Origin of the sequence: Streptomyces sp. NBC_00086, from assembly GCF_026343255.1 — a bacterium.
GTDB lineage: Bacteria > Actinomycetota > Actinomycetes > Streptomycetales > Streptomycetaceae > Streptomyces.
The window spans coordinates 7,009,675-7,033,107 of record NZ_JAPELZ010000001.1 but is presented as its reverse complement, the minus strand read 5'-3'; the positions used below and the strand labels follow the sequence as shown (position 1 = coordinate 7,033,107).

Sequence of the window (23,433 nt, the reverse complement as noted above, 5' to 3'; positions counted from 1 at the left end):
GCTCGGCTCAGGCGTGGAAGGGCAGGCCCGCGTCGGCGGCGAGTTCGAGGTCGTCGCCCTCGGGCGGCGGCAGCAGGCTGGCGGAGCCGTCGCTGACGGGGACCACGCCGAGGTCGAGGAGCTCGGCCATGGCCGCGCTGCCCGCCATGTCGCGGACCTGGAGCTGGTAGCGGGGGGTGGTGCGGTACGTGCCTCCGGCCTCGTCCCCGGTGCGCTGGAGGAAGCCGGAGTCGGTGAGGAAGGCGGCGGCCTTACCGACGATGCCGGTGGTGGAACCGGCCAGCCTGCGGGCGTCCTTGGTGGCGCCGGTCGCGCTGCGGCGGGCGTAGACCCGCCAGGCGGCCTCCAGGCCGGGGGCGTCGGAGGCCGGGTCGGTGTTCTCGCCGAGTTCCTCGGCGCGCTCCTCCAGGCGGCGGCAGGTCTGCCGGACGAAGGCGTCGACGCCGTTGACGGTGATCCGGCCGATGTAGCCGTCGTCGGCGAGGTCCTCGGGGCGGGGGAAGGCCAGGGCCGCCACGGCGAGGTGGGCGAGGCCGTGCAGGAAGCGGTCCGCGGAGTCGGCGGTGGTGCGGCGGGCGTAGTCGCCCATGCGGACGGCGAAGACGGAGTCCTCGCCGGCGGCCACGGCCATGCCGGCGCGGGGGGACACCTCCAGGACGACCAAGCCGAGGCCGGTGGCGACGGCGTCGGCGAGCCGGGCGAAGGGGGAGTCCTCGCGGTAGCGGCGCAGCAGTTCGGCGTACTCCGCGTCGCGGGCCGGCAGCAGTTTGGGCTGGAGCCCGAACGCCACGAGGCGGGCCGCGTCTGCGGCGTCCGCCGGGGTGACGGGGCCCTGCGGGGGCTGAGCCGTCGCCATGGCCGGCGCGGGCGCGGGCGCGTGTGCGTGTGCGTGCGCCTGGACCGGAGCCGATGCCTCGGGCGCGTCGGGCTCGCTCCACGCGGGGTGCGGCTCGGCGTGGTGGTCGCTCACGGGTGGGTCTCCTCGGCGGTGCGGGTGGGGCTCATGCGGGTGCGGCTCATGCGGGTGCGGCTCAAGCGGGTGGTGACGTGCTGCTGCGCGGTGGCTTCGGCGGCGGAGGGATTTCCCCCACCCCGCCCCTTCCTGAAAGCAGGGGCAAGCCCCCACACCCCCGGGTGGGCCCCGGACACCTGGGGCTCCGCCCCCGCAACGGACCCCGCGGGCACACCCGCGGGGAGGGTGACACCACCGGCACGGCCGGTCCCGGCCGCACGCCGGAGCGGTACGGACCGGCCCCGCCGCGGCGCCGGGGCGGACCCGGGCTGCGTGGGTCGGACCCTCCGCCCCGCGAGGGCGGAGGCGGGGCAGGTGGGGCGGTGGTGGGGCGGTGGGGTCATGCCGCCTCCGTGCGGTCCGCCGTCATGGCTGCCGCGTCCAGGAGGGCGGTGCCGACGATGAGGTCCGCGCCGCCGAATTCGGGGTCTTCGAGTTCCGTGCCGTCGTCGACCGCGAAGAGGAGGCGTTCCTCGCCCTGGCGGTACGCCGTGCCCACGGCCGGGCTCGCCGCGTGGACGGCCAGCAGGGCGACCAGGTAGGGGAGATCGGGGTCGGAGCGGCGGGCTTCGGCGAGGAGGCCGGACAGGCGGCGCGGGGCGTCGTGCGGAAGTTCGAGGAGTGTCATCGCGGCGGCGAGCTGCTCTTCGCTGAAGCGGCTGTCGTCCGGGGTCGCGATCAGGTCCGGCTCCGGCATTTCCAGACCCAGGTGCTCGCGCTCCACCGGCGGGGTGAGGAGGATCTCCACCAGGTCCGCGACGCGCACCGAGACGGGGGTGCGCAGGCCCGCGCCCGAGGCGAAGAAGGCGTCCGTGACGCGGATCGCCGACGCGACCGGGAGCGGCAGGGTGGGGGCCACGAGCTGCCCGTAGAGGTCGATCCCGGAGCGCGGTGCGGGCGCGGCGAAGGCCTGGCGGTCCTGTTCGGCGCGGAAGAGCGGGCCCGCGTCGAGGAGTCGGGACTGGAGCTGGGTGTGGCGGCGGATGCAGTCCTTGACGATGTCGACCAGCTCGGCGGCGCGCCGCTTGTTGTCGGGCTCCTCCGCCTCGTCGCGGGCCTTGCGGATGTTGGTCAGGATCGCGTTCTCGTGGCGGTAGCGGTCGGCGACGTGGTCCAGGGCCTCCGCGATCATGTCGGGGACGGTCACCAGCCAGTCCACGGCCCGCACGTTGCGCCGGGTCGCGTCGAGGGTGCGGCGCAGGGTCTCGGCGTACTGGACGGTGCGGTAGCGGGCCTGTTCGGCGGCGAGCTGGGCGTCCGCGAGGCGGCCCCGGCTGATCAGGACCTCCAGTTTCACCTCGGCGGCGATCTGCGCGCTGGTGACGTCCGTGTCGAGGGCGCCGACCAGGACGTTGACGGCCTCGTCCGTGGTGCGCAGGTACACCGCGCCGCCGTAGCCCGGGACTTCCTCGATGAGCTTGAAGTCGTAGTCGCGCCGGACGTACACCCCGTCCGGGCCGAACGTGCCGTAGATCGCGCGGAATCCGCGGTCGACGCTGCCGACGTTGATCAGGTTCTCCAGCACCCAGCGGGCCACCCGCTCGTGCTCGGCCGCGGGGCGCGCCGGTGCCTGGGCGGCGACGCGCGGCAGCAGGCGGGCCACTATCTGCTCGTGGTCCGCGCCGGTGTCGAAGTCCATGTTGAGCGTGACCAGGTCGATCGCGGCGAGCGCGACCTCCGCCATCGCGTAGACCCCGTACTCGCCGGCCAGATTGGCCTTGCGTACGTCGAGGTCGTGCAGCGGGGCGGTGCAGGCGAGCGCGCGCAGCCGCCGGGCCAGGCCCTCGTCGGCGGCCGGGCCCGGCGCCGGGGAGGGAAGGGTCTTCGCCGGGGCAGGGAGAGTCACGGGCAAAGACTAGGCGCTGACCCTGACAACATCCCAAACGGGATGGTTCGCCCGATCCTCCCGCGATCGGCGAGTGCGCGGCCCGCGCCCTGTTCTACGCTCACCGCATGGCTTCCATGATCGCGCCGGAAACCCCGGCGGCCGGCCCCGTGATCGATCTCAACGCCGACCTCGGCGAAGGCTTCGGGCGGTGGACGCTGACCGACGACGAGGCCCTGCTGTCCGTCGTCACGAGCGCCAACGTCGCCTGCGGCTTCCACGCCGGCGACCCGTCCATCATGCGCCGCGTCTGCGAGCTGGCGGCCGCGCGCGGGGTGCGGATCGGCGCGCAGGTCTCGTACCGGGACCTGGCGGGCTTCGGCCGCCGCTCCATGGACGTGCCGGCCGGTGAGCTGGCCGACGAGGTGGCCTACCAGATCGGGGCGCTGGAGGTCTTCGCGCGGGCGGCCGGTTCCCGGGTGTCGTACGTGAAACCGCACGGCGCGCTCTACAACCGCACCGTGCACGACGCGGGCCAGGCCGAAGCCGTCGTGGCCGGCGTGCGCCTCGCGGCCGGTCCCGCCGGGCTCCCGGTGCTCGGGCTGCCCGGTTCCCTGCTGCTCGCCGCCGCCGGGCGGGCCGGGCTGCCCGGCGTCCCGGAGGCCTTCGCCGACCGCGCCTACACCCCCGCGGGCACGCTCGTCCCGCGCGGTGAGCCGGGCGCCGTCGTCCACGACCCGGACGCGGTGGTGGCCCGCGCGGTCGACATGGCCGCCGGGCACGCGGTGACGGCCGCGGACGGCTCCCGGATCCCGGTGTCCGCCCGCTCCCTGTGCCTGCACGGGGACACCCCCGGGGCCGCGGAGCTGGCCCTGCGCGTGCGCGGGGCGCTCGGTGGGGCCGGGGTCCGGGTGGAGGCCTTCGCGTGAGGGCGCTGGAGGCCGGCGCCGGGGCGCTGCTGCTGGAGGTGGACTCCGCCGGGGAGGTGGCCGCGCTCCACGCGGAGCTGCTGCGCCGCCGGGACGCGGGCGAGCTGGGCGCCGTACGGGAGATCGTGCCGGCGGCCCGGACCGTCCTGCTGGACGGGGTACGGGAGCCGCGCGTCCTCGCCGCCCGGATCGCCCGCTGGCGGGTCCCCCCGCTGGCGCCGTCCGACGGGCCGCCCCCGGTGACGGTCGCCGTGCGCTACGACGGCCCGGACCTCGCGGAGGTGGCCGCCCTGTGGGAGGTGTCCCCCGATGAGGTGCCCGGCATCGTCGGCGCGATCACCTTCCGGGTGGCCTTCTGCGGGTTCGCCCCCGGCTTCGGCTACCTGACGGGACTGCCCGCCCGCCTCCACCTGCCCCGGCGCGCGACGCCCCGTACCGCGGTGCCGGCGGGCTCGCTGGCCCTCGCGGGCGAGTACGCGGGGGTCTACCCGCGCTCCTCCCCCGGCGGCTGGCAGCTGATCGGATCCACCGACGCGGTGCTGTGGGATCCGGCGCGCGAGCCGGCCGCGCTGTTCGCGCCGGGGGTGCGGGTGCGGTTCGCCGCGGAGGCGGCGCCGTGAGGGGGCTGGAGGTCGTACGGGCGGGCGCGCTGACCACCGTCCAGGACCGGGGCCGGCCCGGGTACGCCCACCTCGGCGTTCCCCGTTCGGGGGCCCTGGACACGGGGGCGCACGCGCTGGCGAACCGGCTGCTGGGCAATCCGCCCGGGGCGGCCGTCCTGGAGACGACCCTGGACGGTGTGGGGCTGCGGGCGGTGGGCGGCCCGGTGACGGTGGCGGTCACCGGGGCGCCCTGTGCGGTACGGGTCGACGGGCGCGCGGCGGCCTGGGGAGCCCCGGTCCTGCTGCGCGCCGGGTCGGAGCTGGAGGTGGGCCGGGCGGAGTCGGGACTGCGCGGCTATGTCGCGGTGCGGGGAGGGTTCGCGGTGCAGCCGGTGCTCGGCAGTCGCTCGACCGACTTGCTGTCGGGCCTGGGCCCGCCGGTCCTGTCGGCGGGGGCGCTGCTGCCGGTGGGCGCGCCCGGTCCGGATCCGGTGGCCGGGGCGGACGCCCCTGCGGCGCCGGGCCCGCCTGCGGAACTGGTCCTTCCGCTGCGGCTGGGGCCGCGGGCCGACTGGTTCACGGCGCAGTCGCTGACGGCGCGGCTGCTGCGGGCGGCGTACCGGGTCTCCGCCGCTTCGAACCGGATCGGGCTGCGCACGGAGGGGCCGCCGCTGGTCCGGGCCCGGGGCGGGGAGCTGCCGAGCGAGGGGATGGTGCTCGGTGCGGTCCAGGTTCCGCCGGACGGGCAGCCGGTGGTCTTCCTGGCCGACCACCCGGTCACCGGCGGCTATCCGGTCGTCGGCGTCGTCCCGCCGGGCCCCGCGCTCGACGCGGCGGCCCAGGCCCGGCCGGGGGTCCCCGTCCGGTTCGTACGGAGCCGCTGAGGCCGGGTCCGTAACCCGGTGCGCGGCCGGATGAAACGCTTCGCGCTCAGGGTGCCAAGTACGGGTGAACGGGGCCGCAGGGGCCTCGCACACACGGGAGGAAACGGGTGCGCAACCCATCACGGGAGGCCGGACCACCGGATCTCACCACGCCCGAGGGGTTCGGCAGGTTCTACGAGGAGCACGTCGACGCCGTCCTCGGCTTCGTCACCCGCCGGGTCGCCGATCCGCACGTGGCGGCGGACCTGACGGCGGACGTCTTCCTCGCGGCGATGGGGTCGGCGGGCGGCTACCGGCCCGACCGGGGCGTGCCGGTCGCCTGGCTGTTCGGCATCGCCCGCAACGTCCTGTCGGGCCACGCCCGCGGTCTGGCCCGCGAGAGCGGCGCCCTGGCCCGGCTCAGCGGCCGCCGGCTCCTCGACGACGAGGACGTGGCCGCGCTGGAGGAGCGCATCGACGCGGAGCGGGCCTTCCGGGCCGTCGCCGAGCGGCACGCCGCCCTGTCCGAGCCGCTGCGCGCGGCGCTCGACCTGGTCGTCGTCGACGGCCTCACGCCGGCGGAGGCGGCGCAGGCCCTGGGCGTCACCACGACGACGGTCCGCGTCCGCCTGCACCGTGCCCGGCGCGCCCTTCGCGCCACCGAACCCGCCCCGTTCTCCACCGCGGAACCGCACCTGGAGGTAGTCCGATGAGCAGCAGGCCCCACGCGTTCGAGGAGCGGCTCAAGGCCGAGCTCATGGCCATCGCCGCGGATCAGCCCCCCGCCGCCGCCCCTGTGCGGTCGACCGCCCGGCGCTACCGGATCCCGATCGCCCTCGGCGCGGTGGCGGCGACGGTCGCGGCTCTGGTGGTCCTGCCGGTGCTCGGCGACGACGGCGGTACGTCGCCCGCGTACGCCGTGTCCCGGAACGACGACGGCACCATCTCGGTCCACATCTTCCACCCGGACGGTCTCGACGGGACGGTCCGCGAGCTGCGGGAGCTGGGGATCGCGGTGGCGGTGGTGCCGCGCAAGCCGTCGGAGCGGTGCCCGTCGAGCGTGGCCTACCCGCAGGGACTCACTCCCGGGGAGGGCGGGGGCGAGTTCGCCGGCGCCCGGGACGAGTCCGCACAGATGATGATCACCCCGGAGACGGTGCCGCCGGGCCACACGCTGGTGGTGAGCACGCCCGCGGACGCCTCGGACGTCCACCCGATCGGCTTCGGCGCCGTCGAGACGCCGAAGGTGCCGTCCTGCGTGCCCGTCTACGCCGACCCGGCCAAGGCTCCCCAGCGGACCCTGAGCCCGAAGGAGGCCGCGGTGCTCAAGGACAAGCAGCGGATCGCGCGGGAGGAGCGGGAGAAGGAGGCCCGGACGGGCGGATCCGCCACGGCGAGCCCTACGGCGGGCTCACCGCGCAAGCCGTAGCCCGACGGTCGGCCAACCGACGGCGCGCCCCCGGTCCGTTCCTCGGACCGGGGGCGCGCCGCGCTGCGCAGGGGTGCGCGGCTACACGGCCGACTCCGGGGCGATCCGGCTCCGTACCGCCGACTGGACGTCCTCTTCCTCGGCCGGGTCCGCCGCCAGGCGGCGCAGGCGCGGGGCCACTCGGGCGTCGGCCGTCTCCGCGTGGCGGGCGGCCACCTCCCGGGTGGTCTCCTCGCAGTCCCAGAGGCATTCGACGGCGAAGCCCGCCGCGAAGGAGGGGTCCGTGGCCGCCAGGGCCCGGGCGGCGCGGCCCCGCAGGTGGGAGGAGGCCGTCTCGCGGTAGATGTGGCGCAGTACCGGCGCCGCGCAGCCGATGCGGAGCCGGCCGGCTCCGTCGACCAGGGTGAACAGCGGCGTGGAGTCCGGGCCCGAGCCGCGGACGGTGGAGCGCAGGGCCCCGAGGACCAGGGTGGCGTCCTCGGCTCCGCCGCGGGCGGCCAGGAGGGTCCCTGCGGCCGTTCCGAGGGCGTCGGGGCGCTGGACCCAGCGCCGGGCCCGCTCGACGGCGGCGGGGCCGCACATGCGCTCGTAGGCGGCTACGGCCGGCTCGTCGCCGGCGGCTTCGATGAGGTCCAGTACGGCCGGGTTCTCCGGCTCGGCGAGGACCAGGTGGTGCAGCGCGGTGGCGCGGGCGGCCTCTCCGGACGCGCCGGCGGCGGCCGCGAGGATCGCGGAGCGGTCCTCGGGGGTGGCCACGGCGGCCAGGCAGCGGGCGGCCGGGACGTGCAGGGGGGTGCCCCGGCGCAGTCCGTCGGCGGCCCAGTCGAAGACGGCCTGGACGCCCCAGCCGGGTTGGGGGCCGCGCGGGGTGAGCTGGCGCTGCCAGCGGTCGAAGGAGCCCTGCTGGCGGGCGGCGCGCAGCCGCTCGCCGTAGGCCGGGTCCTCTTCCCACAGGCACCAGGGCCTGGGCTCGTAGGCGTCGCGGACGGCGGCGGCGAGCCGCGCCTCACCCTCGGCGGTGTCGGGGAAGCGGGCGAGGACCGGTGCGGCCAGGGAACGCAGTCCCTCGTCGTCGTCGCGCAGGGCGAGTTCGTCGAGGGCCCAGGCCCAGTTGGCGCCCGTGGCGGCGTACCGGCGCAGCAGCATGAGCGCGTCGTCACGGCCGTACGAGGCCAGGTGGCCCAGGACGGACAGGGCGAGGCCCGTGCGGCGGTCGTCCTCGTCGACGAGGTCGTCGACGCCGAGGAGGTGGGCCTCGATCTCGCCCAGGGGGCCGTCGAGGTCCAGGTACAGGCGTGCGTAGTACAGGGAGCGGTTCTCGACCTGCCAGTCCTGGCGCGGATCGCCGGCCACGCAGTGGTTGAGCGCCGCGAGGGCCTCGGCTCTGGGCGCGGCGAGCGCGTGCAGCGTGCCGTCGCCGCGGCCGCGCTGCAGGAGCCCGAGCAGGGTGCCGCTCGGCGCTATGACTGGTTCGAACATGGGAATGGCCTCAAATCAAGCTGGGGACGCAACCGGGAATCGGAATTCACAGGGCCGCGTAACAGCATGCGAGGACGTCCGCCGTCAGGTTCCGCTCGATGTAGACCATTGCCTTCTCACTCTCGTCGGTGCTTCTCGGCCAGGGTGGCGGTCCCCCGGCAGGAGTGGGGGTCGGACACCCGTTGTGTCCTGCCCGCTCCTGCCCGTCCGCCCTGTCCGCGAATCGAATCCGACGCCATGATGACCCAGGCGGTTTGTGCGCCGCGACCACATTTAAGGCCGCCGTGACCAACCCGTGAGGTCTGGACCAGTCGGAAACCGGCCGGGAACCGGCCCGGAGACCGGCCTGGGCACCGGCTGGGGACCGACAGAAGCGGACTACTTGGCTCCGAAAAGTTCCAGCAGGTCGGCTTTGGCGAACATGCGGGCCGTGTCCACGGCGGAGGGCGTTCCGGCGTTCGGGTCGGCGCCCCCGGCGAGCAGCGCGCGGATGACGGCCTCCTCGCCCTTGAAGACCGCGCCGGCGAGCGGGGTCTGGCCGCGGTCGTTGGCCCGGTCGGCCTCGGCGCCGCGGGCCAGCAGGGCCGTGACGGCGTCGGCGTGGCCGTGGTAGGCGGCGAGCATGACGAGGGTGTCGCCGCGGTCGTTGGTGAGGTTGGCCGGGACGCCCGCGTCGACGTACGCGGCGAGGGTCTCGGTCTCACCGCGGCGGGCGAGGTCGAAGATCTTGGTGGCCAGCTCGACGACGTCCTCGTCGGGAACGCCCGGAGAGTCCTGGGAGGCCTGGGAGTCCTGGGAGCCGTTCTCGACGTGCTCACTCATCGGTCGTACCGCCTTTCACGGGCAGGGCTGCGCACGGCACTGCGTCCGTACGGGTGAAGCGTCAGAGTAACGCCCGGACCTGCACATGAGCGGCGCGGGCCGAGGCAATGATCACCTTGCGGCCCCCATGCCCCCGTCCCGCCAGGCGCGCCAGCCGGGATGGGCCGGTCAAGTGAAAAATTACTAGATTCACCCATATGCACCTTTTATCGCATTGATACTTCCTGTGAGCCTGGAAGAACTGATGGTGACTGTCCCCACCCACCAGGAGAACTGACTCATGGTCCTGTCCATCTCAGGTGTCGTCCTGCTCGGCATCATCTGCTTCCTGTTCTTCAAGAAGGACGGCATGAAGCTGACGCACGCGTTCGTGTGCGCCCTCTTCGGCTTCTTCCTCGCAGGCTCCGCCATCGCCCCCAGCATCACGGCGAGCACGGCGAGCCTCGCGAGTCTTCTCGGCGGGATCAAGCTCTAGCGCCCGGCCCCGGCACCCACCCGAAGCATCCACAACTCCAGGAGACGCCCGTGGCCCGGCGCCCACTTCCCCGCATCCTCAGCAGCGGCACCGTGTCGCTGACCCGGGGCCGCGACTTCGCTCGCACGGCCGCCGACAGCGCCACGGACGTCCTCCATCCGCTCCTCACCATCGGACGGGGCCTGCGCGTCCTGGCCTCGGCCGGACGGCGCAAGTGGTGCGACACCCCCAAGGACAAGCGTGGTCCCGCGCTGTTCCTGGGTGCCGCCTGCGTCCTCGTGGTCGCGCTCGTCCCCTACGGGCCCCTCACCGCCCTGATCACCCTCATGGCGGCGGCGGCCTGGCAGGGACGCGACCGCACCCCGGCGAAGACCGGTCCCAGCGATGCCGAGACCGAACGGCTCGGCTCCCTCTACGAAGCCCTCGTGCCGTACTTCTCCATCCCGGAGGATCCGAGCCCCCTCTTCGCCCACGGCGGGGAGTGGGACAAGGCCTTCAGCGGCTACGAGTTCGACGAGGCGGGCCGCGTCACCCGGCTCCACATCCGCTACCCGGCCTACTTCACCGACGGCGAGGCCGCATCGAGGGCCCGGATCGAGGCACTGCTGCACGCCAAGTCCGGGCGCGGACGGGAGTATCTCTTCGACTGGGACGAGGAGGGAAACCAGCTCGACCTGAGCGTGCTGGCGGCGCTGCCGACAGGTATCGCCGCCCAGCCCTTCGTCACCTCCCCCGGTGAGACCGTGCTCGGCTTCACCGACCCCGGCAGCGTGCAGCGCACGCTGCCCGTCCTGGACGGCGACGAGCCCCGGGACATGCCGCCGGTCATCTGGCGCACCGGATCCCGTTCCGCCGAGCCCCATCTGCTGGCCGTGGGGCAGCCCGGCAGCGGTACGTCCACGCTGCTGCGGTCCGTCGCCCTGCAGGCCCTGCGGCACGGGGGCGACGTACTGATCGTCGAGGGCGGCGGCACCGGCGAGTACTCCTGCCTCTCCGGCCGCGCGGGCGTCCTCGCCGTGGAGTGCGGGCCGACCGGGGCGCTGGCCACCCTGGAATGGGCCGCCCGCGAGACCGAGCGGCGCCTGATCGCCACCCACCGGGCCCGCGAAGCCGGCCGGCCCGCGCCCGAGGACACCCGGCGTCCGCTGTGGATCCTGCTCGACCGGCCCAGCGTGCTGGCCCACCTGGCCGCCGCCGAGGGCGCCCCCGATCCGATCGCGCAGCTCCAGGTGCCGCTGCGGCACGGGCGCGCCGCGCACGTCACGGTGGTGGTGGCCGAGCAGTTCGACCACTTGGAGCTGCTGCACGACTCCGTCTGGCAGCACACGAGGGCCCGGGCGGTGCTCGGAGCCGCCACGATCCAGCAGATCGCCGACGTGCTGGGACTGCCCCCGCACACCACGCCGACGGCCGTCCTGCCGCCGGGGCGCGGGTACGCCCGGCTCGGCGCCGGTCCCGTGCACCGGCTCCAGGTTCCGGCCACGCCGGACCCGTACGACGACGCCACCCACCCGGGACACCGGCAGGCGGTACTGGACCTGCTGCCCGAGCGGCAGGCAGCGCCCAAGCCCGCCCCGGACCACGTCACGCTGGGCAAGCCGCTGCACATCGTCCAGCCGCCCGCCCAGGCGCAGGGCCCGGCGATCGACGCCTCGGAGATCCCCGAGGTCCCGGCGGACGTCCCGTAGGACGCGGCGGGTCCGATCGGCCCCGTCCTACGCGACGAAGGTGCGCGGCGGCTCCGCCCCGCCGCCGCCCGCTCCGGTGGCGACCAGCCGGGCCGCGGCGGCCAGCCGGGCCGCCGCCTCCTCGGCCACCGGGCCGCCGACGGTGAAGGGGAGCCGGACGTACCCCTCGAAGGCGCCGTCCACGCCGAACCGGGGCCCCGAGGGGACCCGTACGCCCACCCGCTCCCCCACCTCGGCCAGCCGGGAACCGGAGAGCCCGCCCGCGCGGGCCCACAGGGTCAGGCCGCCCAGCGGGACCCGGAACTCCCAGTCCGGCAGCTCCCGGCGGACCGCCGCCACCAGGGCGTCCCTGTTCTCGCGGGCCTGGTCGCGGCGGATCTCCACGGCCTGCGCCCAGCCCCCGGTGCGCATCAGCCAGTCCACCGCGAGCTGTTCCAGCACGGGCGTGCCCAGGTCGGCGTAGGCACGGGCGGCCACCAGGCTGCGGATGACGTCGGGGGCCGCGCGGACCCAGCCGATGCGCATGCCGGCCCAGAAGGCCTTGCTGGCGGAGCCGACGGTGATGACGGTGGAGCCGGCCGGGTCGAAGGAACAGACGGGGCGGGGCATCTCCATCGCCGGGTCCAGCTGGAGCTCGACCATGGTCTCGTCGGCGACCAGGACGGTACCGGCCGAGCGGGCCGCCTCGACCATCGCGCGGCGCTGCTCGTCGGAGGCCAGGGCCCCGGTCGGGTTGTGGAAGTCGGCGACCACGTAGGCCAGGCGCGGGGCGGAGTCGCGCAGCACCTGGCGCCAGACGTCCATGTCCCAGCCGGTCAGCCCTTCCCCCATGGCGACGGGCACGAGGCGGACCCCGGCGGCGCGCATGAGCTGGAGGATGTTGGCGTAGGACGGGGATTCGACGGCGATCCGCTCGCCGCGCCCCGCGAAGAGGCTGCAGATGGCGTCGATGGCGCCCATCGCGCCCGTGGTGACCATGATCTGCTCGGGCATGGTCGGGATGCCGCGCTCGGTGTAGCGGTCGGCGAGCATGCGGCGCAGCGCGGGCAGGCCGGCCGGGTAGTCCCCGTGGGTGTGGGCGTACGGCGGGAGTTCCTCCAGGGCGCCCTGCACGGCCTTGGTGAGCCAGGGCTCGGGGGCCGGGAGGGCGGCGCAGCCGAGGTCGATCATCGAGCCGAGGGACTCGGGGGGCAGGGGCTCCAGCCCGCGGGCCGGCATCGGGTTGCCGGCGGGCACCGAGGTCCAGCTGCCGGCGCCCCGGCGGGATTCCAGGAACCCCTCGCCGCGCAGGGCCTCGTAGGCGGCGGCGACGGTGGTGCGGCTGACGGAGAGCGCGACGGCCAGCTCCCGCTCGGCGGGGAGCCGGGCGGCCACGGGGATGCGGCCTTCGAGGACGAGCAGGCGGACGCCGTCGGCGAGCGTGCGGTACGCGGGCAGCTTGCGCCCGCCGGGCGCGGCGGTCCGGCCCTGCTGGGAGGTGATGAGCCGGCCGAGCTGTGCGGCACCTACGGCCGAGGTCCACTGCGCCATGTCGTCCGGTCCACCTTCGTCGAATTGGCCCCTGTCGGCCCCCGCGGGAGCCGGCATTGGATTGGTCCTGCGGGGTCCAGGGTGCCACGGAGTGCTCCGCGCGAAATGAGGAGGCCCCGGGTTCGGGCCCGCCTGGAGCGTCCGGAGGATGGCCCTCGACCTCTTCCCCCGCGCCCCGGGGTACCAGGCCGCGTACGTGTACTCCGGCGTCGATCCGTGGGTGCTGCGGAACTGAACCGGCGGGCCGTTCACCGGGCGGCCATCGGGGCACTCCCGCACCGGCGGGAGCAGGGGGCATACTGCCGCGGTGACGCACGTACGCCTACCCCACCCTTATCTCGACCACCCGGGTCCCATCCCCTTCGCGCACCGCGGCGGGGCCTCGGACGGGCTGGAGAACACCGCCGCCGCCTTCCGGCGGGCCGCCGCCCTGGGCTACCGGTACTTCGAGACCGATGTGCACGCCAGCGCCGACGGCAAGCTGGTCGCCTTCCACGACGCCACCCTGGACCGGGTCACCGACGGGCAGGGGCGCATCCGGGAGCTGCCGTGGCGCCGGATCCGCGAGGTCCGGGCCGGCGGGACCGAGCCCCTCGCGCTCTTCGAGGACCTGCTGGAGGAGTTCCCGGACGCCCGGTGGAACGTGGACATCAAGGACGAGTCCGCCGTGCACCCGCTGGTCGGCCTGATCGCGCGGACCGGGGTCTGGGACCGGGTGTGCGTGGGTTCCTTCTCCGAGCGCCGGGTGGCCCGGGCCCAGAAGATCGCCGGCCCCCGCCTGGCGACCTCGTACGGGGTGGCGGGGGTGTTCGGGCTGCGGCTGCGGTCGTACGCGATCCCCGCCGCGCTGCGCGCGGGCGCGGTGGCGGCGCAGGTGCCGGAGACCCAGGCGGGCATCCGCGTGGTGGACCGCAGGTTCGTGCGGACGGCCCACGAACGGGGGCTCCAGGTGCACGTGTGGACCGTGAACGAACCGGAACGCATGGAGGCTCTCCTGGACCTGGGAGTCGATGGCATCATGACCGACCGGATCGACATCTTGCGCACGGTGCTGGACCGGCGCGGAGCCTGGGCCTGACCGGCCCGTTCGGCTGCGCGCCAGGTGGCGGCGGCCGCAGCGGTACGGGGACAGCGAGGGGGCACCGATGAGTGCGCAGACGACGGACGACGCGGAACCGGGGGCCGAGGACGGCAGAGCCGCCGCGGCGGCAACGGCCGCGCGCAAGCGCGAGCAGCGCGGCTGGTACTTCTACGACTTCGCGGTGTCGGTGTACTCGGCGAGCGTGCTCACCGTGTTCCTCGGGCCGTACCTCACGTCGATCGCCAAGGCCGCGGCCGACGCCGAGGGCTTCGTCCATCCGCTGGGCATCCCGGTGCGGGCCGGTTCCTTCTTCGCCTACACGGTGTCCGCCTCGGTGATCCTGGCCGTGCTGCTCATGCCGCTGGCGGGGGCGGTCGCCGACCGGACCGGCCGCAAGAAGCCGCTGCTGGCCGTGGCCGCGTACACGGGGGCCGCGGCGACGGCCGGCATGTTCTTCCTGGCCGGCGAGCGCTACCTGCTGGGCGGACTGCTCCTGATCGTGGCGAACGCCTCGCTGTCGGTCTCGATGGTGCTGTACAACGCCTACCTGCCGCAGATCTCCACGCCGGACGAGCGGGACACGGTCTCCTCGCGCGGCTGGGCCTTCGGATACACCTCGGGCTCGCTGATGCTCGTGATGAACCTGGCGCTCTACATGGGCCACGACTCCTTCGGTCTCACCGAAGGCATGGCGATCCGCATCTGCCTGGCCTCGGCGGGCCTGTGGTGGGGTGCCTTCGCGCTGATCCCGCTGCGCCGGCTGCGGGACCGCGCCGTGGTCCGGGAGCCGGGCGCCGCCCCGGCCGTCAGCGGCTGGAAGCAGCTCATCGCCACCCTGAAGGACATGCGGCGCTACCCGCTGACCCTGTCGTTCCTGCTGGCGTACCTGATCTACAACGACGGCGTGCAGACGGTGATCTCCCAGGCCTCGATCTACGGGTCGGAGGAGCTGAAGCTGGAGCAGTCCACGCTCATCGGGGCGATCCTGCTCGTTCAGGTCCTCGCAGTGGCCGGTGCGCTGGGGATGGGCCGGCTGGCCCTCCGGTACGGCGCCAAGCGGACGATTCTCGGATCGCTGGCGGCCTGGGGCGTGACGCTGGCCGCCGGATACTTCCTGCCGGCCCGGACCCCGGTGTGGTTCTTCGCACTGGCCGCGATGATCGGACTGGTGCTGGGCGGCAGCCAGGCGCTGTCGCGCTCGCTGTTCTCGCACCTGGTTCCGGCGGGCAAGGAGGCCGAGTACTTCTCGGCGTACGAGATGAGCGACCGGGGGCTGAGCTGGGTGGGACCGCTGGTTTTCGGGCTGACGTACCAGGTCACGGGCAGCTACCGGGACGCGATCATCTCGTTGGTGGTCTTCTTCGCACTGGGTTTCGTGCTGCTCGCCCGAGTGCCGGTGCGGCGCGCGGTGGAGGCGGCGGGCAATCCTGTACCCGAGCGGATCTGACCGGGGATCCGGCGGTTCCGACGGATCGGGCAGACTTCAGCCGCGCTAATTCGGAACGAATTTCGACGTTCAAGCTAAGGGCCGGTAGTGTACGCCTTTGGCCTGCCAGGCGGACCGTTACTGCGTGCTTATGAAGTGAAGACGTTGGGTGACATCTGCTGCCAGATGTGACAAAACGGGCACTGGTGGGTACAACAAGGGGCGGTACGACGGGCGACGCATGACCCGGAGCGGGAATCTATACCGCCGACCGGACGTTGACCGGATGACGACGACAGCGACACCTGTCCTGTGGGCGACAAGCCCGGGAGGCACGATTCATGAGTGAGCGAGCTCTCCGCGGTACGCGGCTCGTGGTTACCAGCTACGAGACGGACCGCGGCATCGATCTGGCCCCGCGCCAGGCGGTGGAGTACGCATGCCAGAACGGACATCGATTTGAGATGCCGTTCTCGGTTGAGGCAGAAATTCCGCCGGAGTGGGAGTGCAAGGCGTGTGGCGCCATGGCACTCCTGGTTGACGGGGATGGGCCCGAAGAGAAGAAGGGCAAGCCTGCGCGAACGCACTGGGACATGCTCATGGAGCGGCGCACCCGCGAGGAGCTGGAGGAAGTGCTGGCCGAGAGGCTCGCGGTCCTTCGTTCCGGCGCCATGAACATTGCCGTGCATCCGCGGGACAGCCGCAAGTCCGCCTGACAGCCGGACGCCACAGCGGCGAAGCACGACAGCACAAGGCCGAGGGGCCCCACCACACACCGTGTGGTGGGGCCCCTCGGCCTTGTGCTGCGCGGTTGGGTCGGTCTGCCGGCTGGGCGGGCCGGCTCAGTGCTTCAGGGGGTCAGTGCCGCAGGGGGCAGTCCCTCAGGGGGTCAGCGGCGGACGGCTGCCGTTGTCGGGCCGCTGCGGCCCGTCCTCGCGGATGACCTCGCCGTGGATGACCTCGCCCGGGACAACCTTGCCGTCCGGGTAGTGGATACGGGCCTGCTGGAAGGCGTCGCCGAAGGAGCCCGCCGGCGCGGAGGCCATCTTCCGCTCCAGGGAGCGGGCGGCCCGGCGGCCGATCAGGGCGCGGACGGGCGGGAGCAGGAGCAGCAGACCGGCCGCGTCGGAGATCAGGCCGGGCATCATCAGGAGCAGCCCTGCCAGCATGGTCAGGCCGTTGCCCGTGCCGGGCTTGCCGGGCTGCTGCGGAGTCGGCTGACGGCCCTCCTGGGCCTGCTGGAAGGTGTCCGTCAGGTTCTTGAAGGCACGTCGCCCGGCCCGCTTGATGACCACCGCACCCAGCACGAGGCCGCCCGCGAGCAGCAGGGCGACTCCCCCGCCGCCGATCATTCCGGCGACCTGGCCGAGCAGCCAGATCTCCAGGATGAGCCAGGCCGCGATGGCCAGGGGAAGGTACGTACGGGCGGGCGAACGCCGCCGGGGGGCCGTAGAGGTCGGAACTCCGGTCGTCATACCCCCAGTGTGCCTGGGCCGGCGTAAAGACGTCCTCAGCCGGAGGTACCGGACATCCCCTAGGGGTGGCGGCCCCCCGGTGACGCGGCCTACTTGCCCCGGGCCTTGCCCGTCAGCTTCCCCGACAGCGTGTCCGACACCTTGCCCGAGAGCTTGCCCGCGTGCTCCTTGATGCCCCACTGGGTGACCCGCCAGAGGGCCTCCACCACGATGTCCTTGCTCATCTTGCTGTCGCCGAACTCGCGCTCGACGAAGGTGATGGGCACCTCGACGACGCGGAAGCCCTTCTGCACGGCCCTGCGAGCCAGGTCGACCTGGAAGCAGTAGCCGGCCGAGGCCACGTCGGCCAGGCCCAGCCCTTCGAGGGTCTCGCGGCGGAAGGCGCGGTAGCCGCCGGTCACGTCGCGGATCGGGACGCCCAGCATCAGCCGGGAGTACGTGGACCCGCCCCGGGAGAGGAACTCGCGGCTCTTGGGCCAGTTCACGACCCGGCCGCCCGGCACCCAGCGGGAGCCCAGCACCAGGTCTGCGCCCTCCAGGGCGGTGAGCAGCCTGGGCAGCTCCTCGGGCTGGTGGGAGCCGTCGGCGTCCATCTCGATGATGACGCCGTAGCCGTTCTCCAGGCCCCAGCCGAAGCCCGCCAGGTAGGCGGCCCCGAGCCCTTCCTTGCCCTTGCGGTGCAGGACGTGGACCTGGTCGTCCGCAGAGGCAAGCTCGTCGGCGAGCTTTCCGGTGCCGTCCGGGCTGTTGTCGTCGGCGACCAGGACGTGGGCCCCCGGTACAGCCGCGCGGACGCGGCCGACGATCAGCCCGATGTTCTCCGCCTCGTTGTAGGTCGGAATGATCACCAAGGCCGTGCCGAGCGGTCCGTAGCTTCGCTGTCCGCCGTCGCTCACTGATTCCCCTTTTGCGTTCTCGTACATCCTGTACGTCGTGTCGCAGAGGATGATTTTAGAACAGCGATCGGGGCCCGCGGTCCTTCGGGCCGGACCGGCTCCCGCTGGCTGCGGGCCGCCTGACCGTTGTCTACTGGACCGCGGGGCCCCGATCTGAGGCCACCCGCCCCCAACTCCTGCGAAGCAGGGGGGACACCCTTGCGGCGAAACCTTCCCTCGCCCCCGAGGCGCGGGCGCGGCTGTGCGATCGGCTCCGTCCGGTTCGGACGTCCGGTGGTGGACCCGGCCGAACCTATCCGGGTCCGGCCGCCCTCACCGAACCACGGCCACCCGGATCACCCCTGTGGCCGTACGAATACCTCCCGGCCGCCGACCACCGTGGCCAGGCAGACCGGCAGCTCGCCGCCGGGGGTCAGGTCCGGCAGTCCGGGGGTGCCGGAGCGGGGGTCCGTGGACCAGCGGGCGACCCGGTCGTCGGGGGCCTGCACCACCAGTTCGGCCGTGTCCCAGACCGCGTAGTCGGCCGGGGCGCCCGGGACGAGGATGCCCGCGTCGTCGCGCCCCAGGGCCCGCCAGCCGCCGCGGGTGTGGGCCGCGAAGGCGGCCCGTGCGGAGATGCGGTGGGCGGGAGTGTGGTGGAAGGCGGCCGCCCGGACGGTGCCCCAGGGGTCGAGCGGGGTGACCGGGGCGTCGGAGCCGAAGGCGAGCGGAACGCCGGCCTTGAGCATGGCCGCGTACGGGTTGAGGGTGCGGGCGCGCTCGGCGCCGAGCCGGTCGGCGTACATGCCCTGCGCGCCGCCCCACAGCGCGTCGAACGCGGGCTGCACCGAGGCGGTGAGGCCGAGCTCGGCAAAGGCGGCGATGGTGGCCGGGGTCATCATCTCGGCGTGCTCGACGCGGTGCCGGGCGGCTCGCACGCGGTCCAGGCCGACCTTGTCGACGGCGGCCCGGACCCCGGTGACCACGGCGGTGATCGCGGCGTCCCCGATGGCGTGGAAGCCCGCCTGGAGGCCCGCTTCGGTGCAGGCGGCGACGTGTTCGGCGACGGCCCGCGCGTCGAGGTAGTCGGTGCCGGTGTGCTCCGCGTCGGCGTACGGGGCGTGCAGGCAGGCGGTGTGCGAGCCGAGGGCCCCGTCGACGAAGAGGTCGCCGGCGGCCCCGACGGCGCCGAGTTCCTTGACCTGGGCGAGGTCCCGGTCGGCCCAGTAGCCGAAGACGCGGGGGCCGGGGTGGGTCCGTGCCAGCTCCAGGAGGGCGGTGAAGTCCTCCGGGGAGGAGATCTCCGGGCCGCCGCACTCGTGGACGGAGCCGATCCCGAGGGAAGCGGCCCGGTCGAGGGCGGCCCGCTGGGCCTCGGCGCGCTGGGCCGGGGTGAGGGCGCCGAGCGCGGCCCGGCGTACGGCGTGGTGGGCGTCCCGGGTCAGCGGCTCGTCCGCTGCCGTGCGCGCCTCGGGAACCAGCCGGAGCAGCTCCGTGGTCACCACGGCGGAGTGCGCGTCGATGCGGCTGAGGTAGAGCGGGCGGCCGCCGGTGGCCTCGTCGAGCTCCTGCCTGCGGGGGGCGCGGCGCTCGGGCCAGCGGGCGGCGTCCCAGCCGTGGCCCAGCAGCACCCGGTCACCGGGGCGGGCGTCCGCGTACGCGCGCACGCGCTGGAGGGCTTCGGCGAGGGAGGCGGCCGTGGAGAGGTCCAGGCCGGTCAGGGCGAGGCCGGCGGAGGTGGTGTGCACGTGGGCGTCGGTGAAGGCGGGGGTGACGAGCGCCCCGTCGAGGTCGACGACCTCGTCCACGCCCTGCGCGAAGGCGTCCGCGGCGCCCTCGGAGCCGACCCAGGCGATGTGGCCGCGCTCGACGACCATCGCGGTGGCGAAGGGATCGGCGGGGCTGTGGACCTCGCCGCCGCGCAGGAGGACCGTACGGGTGCCTGCGGTGGTGGGGGCGGGGGCTCCGGCGGCTGTGGCGGAGTCGGCGGTGGTGCGGTCTGTCATGCCGACAGTCTGGCGGGTGCGTTGCGCGCCGCGGACCACGGCCCCGCCACAGGGGGCCGGGGGTGTTTCCCCTACCCGCCCTTCGCCCGTTCCCCGGGGCTCCGCCCCGGACCCCGCGCCTCAAACGCCGGCGAGGCTGGATTTGGCCTGCGGGCTGGATTTGCCGACGAGGCTGGAATTACACCCGGGGCGGGCGGGCCTCGTACGGGGTGGAGAGGACCACCGTCGTGCGGGTGGAGACGTGGGCCAGGGCGCGCAGGCGGCTCAGGAGGTCTTCCAGCTCCAGCGGGGTGGCCACGCGGACCTTGAGGATGTAGTTCTCGTCGCCCGCGACGCTGTGGCAGGCCTCGATCTCGGGAACGCCGGCCAGCCGCTCCGCGATGTCGTCGGGTGCGCTCGGATCGAAGGGCTTGACCGAGATGAAGGCCGTGAGGGGGAGACCGACGGCCTCGGGGTCCACGACGGCCGCGTACCCGCGGATGACACCGCGCTGCTCCAGGCGGCGTACTCGCTGATGGACCGCCGACGTGGACAGTCCGGTGGCCTTGCCCAGGTCCGTGTAGCTCATCCGCCCGTCCCGCACGAGCAGATCCACGATCTGGCGGTCCAGCTCCTCCATTGCGCTCATAGCCGCACAACTTACGGCCCCGAACCGTTTAGGCCCACCCGTGTCCACGGATTGAGGTGGCACCTGCGGCAGGCATGTGACCAAGGCCACAGGCGTATGCGGGCGTACGACGGCCGGAAGTGGTTACTCGTGCCGCGCGACGGGAAGTGCTTGGGGTGGCCGTGGCCGAAGAACCTGCCCGCCCGGCCCACCCAAGGGGGAGTACATCCATGCTGAACACCAAGCGCGCCGGTCGCACCGAACCGGAGCCCCTGGAAATCGTCGAGAGCGGTTACGCCGACGACGACGATTACCTCGAATACGCCGAGGGCTTCGAGATCCACCACGCGACCTGCCCCGACTGCGGCCAGTCGATCGCCCTCGTGGCGGACGAGGAGTTCCTGCCGGAGCACGCCCTCTGCCTGACCCCGTGGAACCCCTTCGGGCTCACGGTGTGCGCGGGCACCGGGCGGCCCGCCTCCGACGCGCTGCCCACCCTCGACTTCGGCGCCGAGGAGGCTCCCGAGCTGGAGCCCGTCGTCCACCTGGCGCTGCCGCAGGGGCTGGACTGGCGGACGCAGCCGTTCTCGCACGTCGGCGGCCCCGGCTCGCGTCCCGTACGGATGCCGGCGCCCGCGGCGATGCCGCAGATGCGCCAGCACGCGCAGGCCGCCTGACCCCCGGCCGGAATGGCCCCGACGGCCACCGAGGCGTCTACCAGTACGTTCCCTGCACCATGGCGGTGAGACTGGCATGGTGCAGGATCAGGCTGTCGGGGTCCGCCGGGATCTCGACCTCGCCGAAGTGCGCCTGCCGGTAGGCGATGCGCAGCATCACGATCCCGTGCCGCAGGGCGGCGTAGAGCGTGTGGAAGTCCATGTCCCGCGGCGCGTGCCCGGTGAGTTCGGCGTACCGGCGTTCTATGTCCTCGCGGCGCAGGAAGCCCGGCAGGCCCGGCTGGCCGAAACCGACGGTCAGGTCCTGGAAGAAGCAGTGCAGGTAGACGGTCCAGCCCAGGTCGACTTCGCGCGGGGCGCAGGCCGCCATCTCCCAGTCGAGTACGGCCACCGGTTCGAAGCCGTCGGGCTGGTAGATGACGTTGCCGATGCGCGCGTCACCCCAGTTGAGGACGGCCGGGCCGCCCTCGTCGTCCGGCCACAGCTCTTCGAGGCGGGCGAACGCCCGCTCCAGCAGCGGTGACCGGGACTTCCCCGCCACCACCCAGTCGTAGTAGGCGCGTTGGGACTCGACGTGCCGGCGCAGCGGGCTCCCGTCGCCGTCCGGGAGGAGGAACCGCGCCTCCTCGGGCGGGAACTGGTCGTGCAGCCGGGCGAGCAGCGCGATGCTCGCCTCCTGGAGCTCGGCGCGCTGTGCGTCGGTCGCGGCGTGCAGCCAGTTCCCCTCGTAGGTGTACGGCATCACGTCGGGCGGTACGCGCCCTTCGGCGCGGGCCATCACGAAGAAGGGGGCCCCGAGCGGCCCGGGGTCCTCTTCCAGCCACTGCACCCGCGGGACCGGCAGGTCGGTGTGGGCGGCGACCAGGCTCATGACCCGGTGCTGGCGGGGCATGTCGTAGGTGGGGAAGACGGTGTAGGCGGCCGGGTCGGCGGCGAGGCGCAGGGCGCAGGCGCGGATCGGGGCGTCGGGGTGCTCAATGTCGAAGAGCAGAGTCTCGCTGGACATCCCGTTGGAACCGGGGACGGAGACGTTGGTGACCTTCGCGCCGGGGAGTTCGGCGTCGAGCCAGGCGGCGAGGCGCCGGCCCAGCTCCTCGGGTTCGCGGGTGGAGGTGCGGGGGCGCGGTGCCGGTCCTGCCATGGGAAACCCCTTCTCTGGCTTGGCTGTTGAGGTGGCGGATGCGGTTGCGGATGCGGATGCGGGTGGTTGCGGTGCGGCGCCGGTCGTTCCGTCCGGGGTTACGGGGCCACCGAGCTGTAGTCGGCGAAGCCGCTGGGGTCGTGGCGGCCGAAGCTGCCGTGCTCGAAGATGCCGTAGCCGGTGCGGCCTTCGAGGGTGAAGCGGGCCGAGTGGTCGGTGACGCCGAAGGCGGCCATGGGGTGGGCCGAGGGGTCGGAGAGGTCGTAGGTGCGGCGGTCGGTCCAGCCGCGCCCCTGCCAGGTGCCGTGCTGCCAGTCGGAGGCGGGCGGGTAGCCGGCTCCGACGGCGAGCGGGGAGGAGTTCATGATCTCCACGCCGAGTTCGAGGGGTTTGCGGCCGGCCGGATCGGTGAGGTGGACGACGGCGCTCTCGGGGTGGCGGCCGCCCGGGCGATAGCGGATGTCGGTGTGCGGCCAGCCGAGTTGCACGTCGTGGCGGCCGCTGCCCTCGGGGAAGACCTGGACGGCCTCGCTGAGGGCCCGGTGGCCGTCGGCGTCCTCCTGGGTGATGACCATCAGGAAGCGGTCCTCGAACCGGACGGGGATCCAGAGCCAGTGGAAACCCTCGGGCCGGTGCTCCTCGGCGGCGCGGCCGCCCTCCTCGCCGGGAATCGGGCGCACGCCCCAACTGCGGTCGCGGGTGCCGGTCCAGTCGGCGTCGAGGGTGAACTCCTCGCCCTTGGCCCGGATGGTGCCGGTGACGCTGCCCGCCTGGACGAAGCGGCGGCCTTCCAGGATGAGGCGGTCGCCCCGGCGCTGGGTGTGGTGCGGCTCCCACACGGCGGGGAACTCGGCGGTCCAGGTGATCTCGTACGAGAGCCCGTCGGGGTCCTCGGGGTCGGCGGCGCAGGAGAGGGTGAGCCGCCGGAGGGGTTCGTCGACGGTGATGCGGAGCGGGCCGACGGAGAGGTTCATACGGTCGTCGGTGAGGGCGTCGGAGGCCCGGACCGCGAGGAGTTCGTCGCCGACCCGGAGGGTGGCGTAGGCGTCGATGACGCCGGCGTTGGGGTAGACCCCGAGGCCGAGTATCAGGACGGCGCGGCCCGCGTGGTCGAAGACGTGGAAGATGCAGCGGTCGTAGGCGTTGCGGTCGCCGGTGACGAGGTGCTTCATCGACAACGGGGCCTGGTGGATGGGGTATTCATCGAGCGGTACGGGACGGTCGGCGGGCATGACGAACCTCCGGAAACGGGTGCGAGGGTGACACCTGGGCGGAGATGACGGTACGTCAGATTGCGTGGTGGGGAACAGGGTTGTGGCACGAACTGGCAGGGAGACACATCGTGCGGGGGCCCGGTTGGGCGGGCCGTTGACGGGGGATGGGGGGCTCCCCGAGGTGCCCGGGGTGGCCCCGGAGGACCGGGCGCGCCCGTTCGGGGGCTTCCCGGGCCGGCGCCCGGCGGCCTGCCCGACCAGGTCGGCCCCGCTTGTG

Annotated in this window: 22 protein-coding genes; 11 read left to right on the top strand and 11 right to left on the bottom strand. The window is 73.8% G+C overall.

Going from position 1 to position 23,433, the window contains the following annotated elements:
- Positions 1–7: 7 nt before the first annotated feature.
- Positions 8–970, bottom strand: a complete 963-nt coding sequence (locus tag OG276_RS31965) for a hypothetical protein (RefSeq protein WP_266910621.1) — start codon at positions 968–970, stop codon at positions 8–10.
- Positions 971–1,352: 382 nt separating this feature from the next.
- Positions 1,353–2,858 (bottom strand): hypothetical protein, encoded by a 1,506-nt coding sequence (locus OG276_RS31960; protein WP_266910619.1) that lies wholly within the window; start codon positions 2,856–2,858, stop codon positions 1,353–1,355.
- 107 nt (positions 2,859–2,965) lie between these two features.
- Between OG276_RS31960 and OG276_RS31955 the strand changes: the two genes are divergently transcribed.
- From OG276_RS31955 to OG276_RS31935, 5 genes are all read left to right on the top strand, one after another.
- Entirely contained in the window at positions 2,966–3,766 is an 801-nt protein-coding gene (locus OG276_RS31955) for a LamB/YcsF family protein (RefSeq protein ID WP_266910617.1), read from the top strand.
- A complete protein-coding gene (locus tag OG276_RS31950; protein ID WP_266910615.1) occupies positions 3,763–4,386 on the top strand; it encodes an allophanate hydrolase subunit 1 in 624 nt (207 codons plus the stop codon). The genes OG276_RS31955 and OG276_RS31950 overlap by 4 nt, the downstream gene beginning before the upstream one ends.
- Positions 4,383–5,252 carry a biotin-dependent carboxyltransferase family protein gene (locus tag OG276_RS31945; RefSeq protein ID WP_266910613.1) on the top strand — a complete coding sequence of 290 codons (870 nt, stop codon included), beginning with the start codon at positions 4,383–4,385 and terminating at the stop codon, positions 5,250–5,252. The genes OG276_RS31950 and OG276_RS31945 overlap by 4 nt, the downstream gene beginning before the upstream one ends.
- A 107-nt stretch (positions 5,253–5,359) precedes the next feature.
- Positions 5,360–5,944: an RNA polymerase sigma factor gene (locus tag OG276_RS31940; protein ID WP_266910611.1), complete on the top strand. Its 585-nt coding sequence runs from the start codon at positions 5,360–5,362 to the stop codon at positions 5,942–5,944.
- Positions 5,941–6,660, top strand: a complete 720-nt coding sequence (locus OG276_RS31935) for a hypothetical protein (RefSeq protein WP_266910609.1) — start codon at positions 5,941–5,943, stop codon at positions 6,658–6,660. Before OG276_RS31940 ends, OG276_RS31935 begins: the two co-directional genes overlap by 4 nt.
- A gap of 81 nt (positions 6,661–6,741) precedes the next feature.
- Here OG276_RS31935 and OG276_RS31930 read toward each other — a convergent pair whose 3' ends face one another.
- Positions 6,742–8,139, bottom strand: coding sequence for a HEAT repeat domain-containing protein (locus OG276_RS31930; RefSeq protein ID WP_266910607.1), 1,398 nt, complete (start codon positions 8,137–8,139; stop codon positions 6,742–6,744).
- A 378-nt stretch (positions 8,140–8,517) separates the two neighbouring features.
- On the bottom strand, positions 8,518–8,961 hold the full coding sequence (locus tag OG276_RS31925; RefSeq protein WP_266910605.1) for an ankyrin repeat domain-containing protein: 444 nt from the start codon (positions 8,959–8,961) through the stop codon (positions 8,518–8,520).
- A 280-nt stretch (positions 8,962–9,241) separates the two neighbouring features.
- Between OG276_RS31925 and OG276_RS31920 the strand changes: the two genes are divergently transcribed.
- Both OG276_RS31920 and OG276_RS31915 read left to right on the top strand, forming a co-directional pair.
- The gene (locus OG276_RS31920; RefSeq protein WP_007262923.1) at positions 9,242–9,436 is read left to right on the top strand and encodes a hypothetical protein; all 195 of its coding nucleotides are present in this window, start codon (positions 9,242–9,244) and stop codon (positions 9,434–9,436) included.
- A 50-nt stretch (positions 9,437–9,486) separates the two neighbouring features.
- On the top strand, positions 9,487–11,124 hold the full coding sequence (locus OG276_RS31915) for a hypothetical protein (protein ID WP_266910603.1): 1,638 nt from the start codon (positions 9,487–9,489) through the stop codon (positions 11,122–11,124).
- 27 nt (positions 11,125–11,151) lie between these two features.
- On the opposite strand, the gene OG276_RS31910 is transcribed toward OG276_RS31915, so the two are convergent.
- Positions 11,152–12,654, bottom strand: a complete 1,503-nt coding sequence (locus OG276_RS31910; RefSeq protein WP_266910602.1) for a PLP-dependent aminotransferase family protein — start codon at positions 12,652–12,654, stop codon at positions 11,152–11,154.
- A 307-nt stretch (positions 12,655–12,961) separates the two neighbouring features.
- Between OG276_RS31910 and OG276_RS31905 the strand changes: the two genes are divergently transcribed.
- From OG276_RS31905 to OG276_RS31895, 3 genes are all read left to right on the top strand, one after another.
- On the top strand, positions 12,962–13,732 hold the full coding sequence (locus OG276_RS31905; RefSeq protein ID WP_266910601.1) for a glycerophosphodiester phosphodiesterase: 771 nt from the start codon (positions 12,962–12,964) through the stop codon (positions 13,730–13,732).
- Positions 13,733–13,799: 67 nt separating this feature from the next.
- Complete coding sequence (locus OG276_RS31900; protein WP_266910600.1) at positions 13,800–15,182, top strand: MFS transporter; 1,383 nt, start codon at positions 13,800–13,802, stop codon at positions 15,180–15,182.
- 320 nt (positions 15,183–15,502) lie between these two features.
- A complete protein-coding gene (locus OG276_RS31895) occupies positions 15,503–15,877 on the top strand; it encodes an RNA polymerase-binding protein RbpA (protein ID WP_007262928.1) in 375 nt (124 codons plus the stop codon).
- Positions 15,878–16,042: 165 nt separating this feature from the next.
- Here OG276_RS31895 and fxsA read toward each other — a convergent pair whose 3' ends face one another.
- The 4 genes from fxsA to OG276_RS31875 form a co-directional block, all read right to left on the bottom strand.
- Entirely contained in the window at positions 16,043–16,636 is a 594-nt protein-coding gene (gene fxsA, locus OG276_RS31890; RefSeq protein WP_266910599.1) for an FxsA family membrane protein, read from the bottom strand.
- Between the two features lie 89 nt (positions 16,637–16,725).
- Entirely contained in the window at positions 16,726–17,559 is an 834-nt protein-coding gene (locus OG276_RS31885; RefSeq protein ID WP_266910598.1) for a polyprenol monophosphomannose synthase, read from the bottom strand.
- A 308-nt stretch (positions 17,560–17,867) separates the two neighbouring features.
- Entirely contained in the window at positions 17,868–19,517 is a 1,650-nt protein-coding gene (locus OG276_RS31880; RefSeq protein ID WP_266910597.1) for an amidohydrolase, read from the bottom strand.
- A gap of 178 nt (positions 19,518–19,695) precedes the next feature.
- Positions 19,696–20,136: an Lrp/AsnC family transcriptional regulator gene (locus tag OG276_RS31875; RefSeq protein WP_250741559.1), complete on the bottom strand. Its 441-nt coding sequence runs from the start codon at positions 20,134–20,136 to the stop codon at positions 19,696–19,698.
- Between the two features lie 218 nt (positions 20,137–20,354).
- Between OG276_RS31875 and OG276_RS31870 the strand changes: the two genes are divergently transcribed.
- The gene (locus OG276_RS31870) at positions 20,355–20,801 is read left to right on the top strand and encodes a hypothetical protein (RefSeq protein WP_266910596.1); all 447 of its coding nucleotides are present in this window, start codon (positions 20,355–20,357) and stop codon (positions 20,799–20,801) included.
- A gap of 37 nt (positions 20,802–20,838) precedes the next feature.
- Here the strand turns inward: OG276_RS31870 and OG276_RS31865 are convergent, their stop codons facing one another.
- Both OG276_RS31865 and OG276_RS31860 read right to left on the bottom strand, forming a co-directional pair.
- Entirely contained in the window at positions 20,839–21,942 is a 1,104-nt protein-coding gene (locus OG276_RS31865) for a phosphotransferase family protein (RefSeq protein ID WP_266910595.1), read from the bottom strand.
- Between the two features lie 98 nt (positions 21,943–22,040).
- On the bottom strand, positions 22,041–23,174 hold the full coding sequence (locus OG276_RS31860; protein WP_266910594.1) for a hypothetical protein: 1,134 nt from the start codon (positions 23,172–23,174) through the stop codon (positions 22,041–22,043).
- Positions 23,175–23,433: the final 259 nt, after the last annotated feature.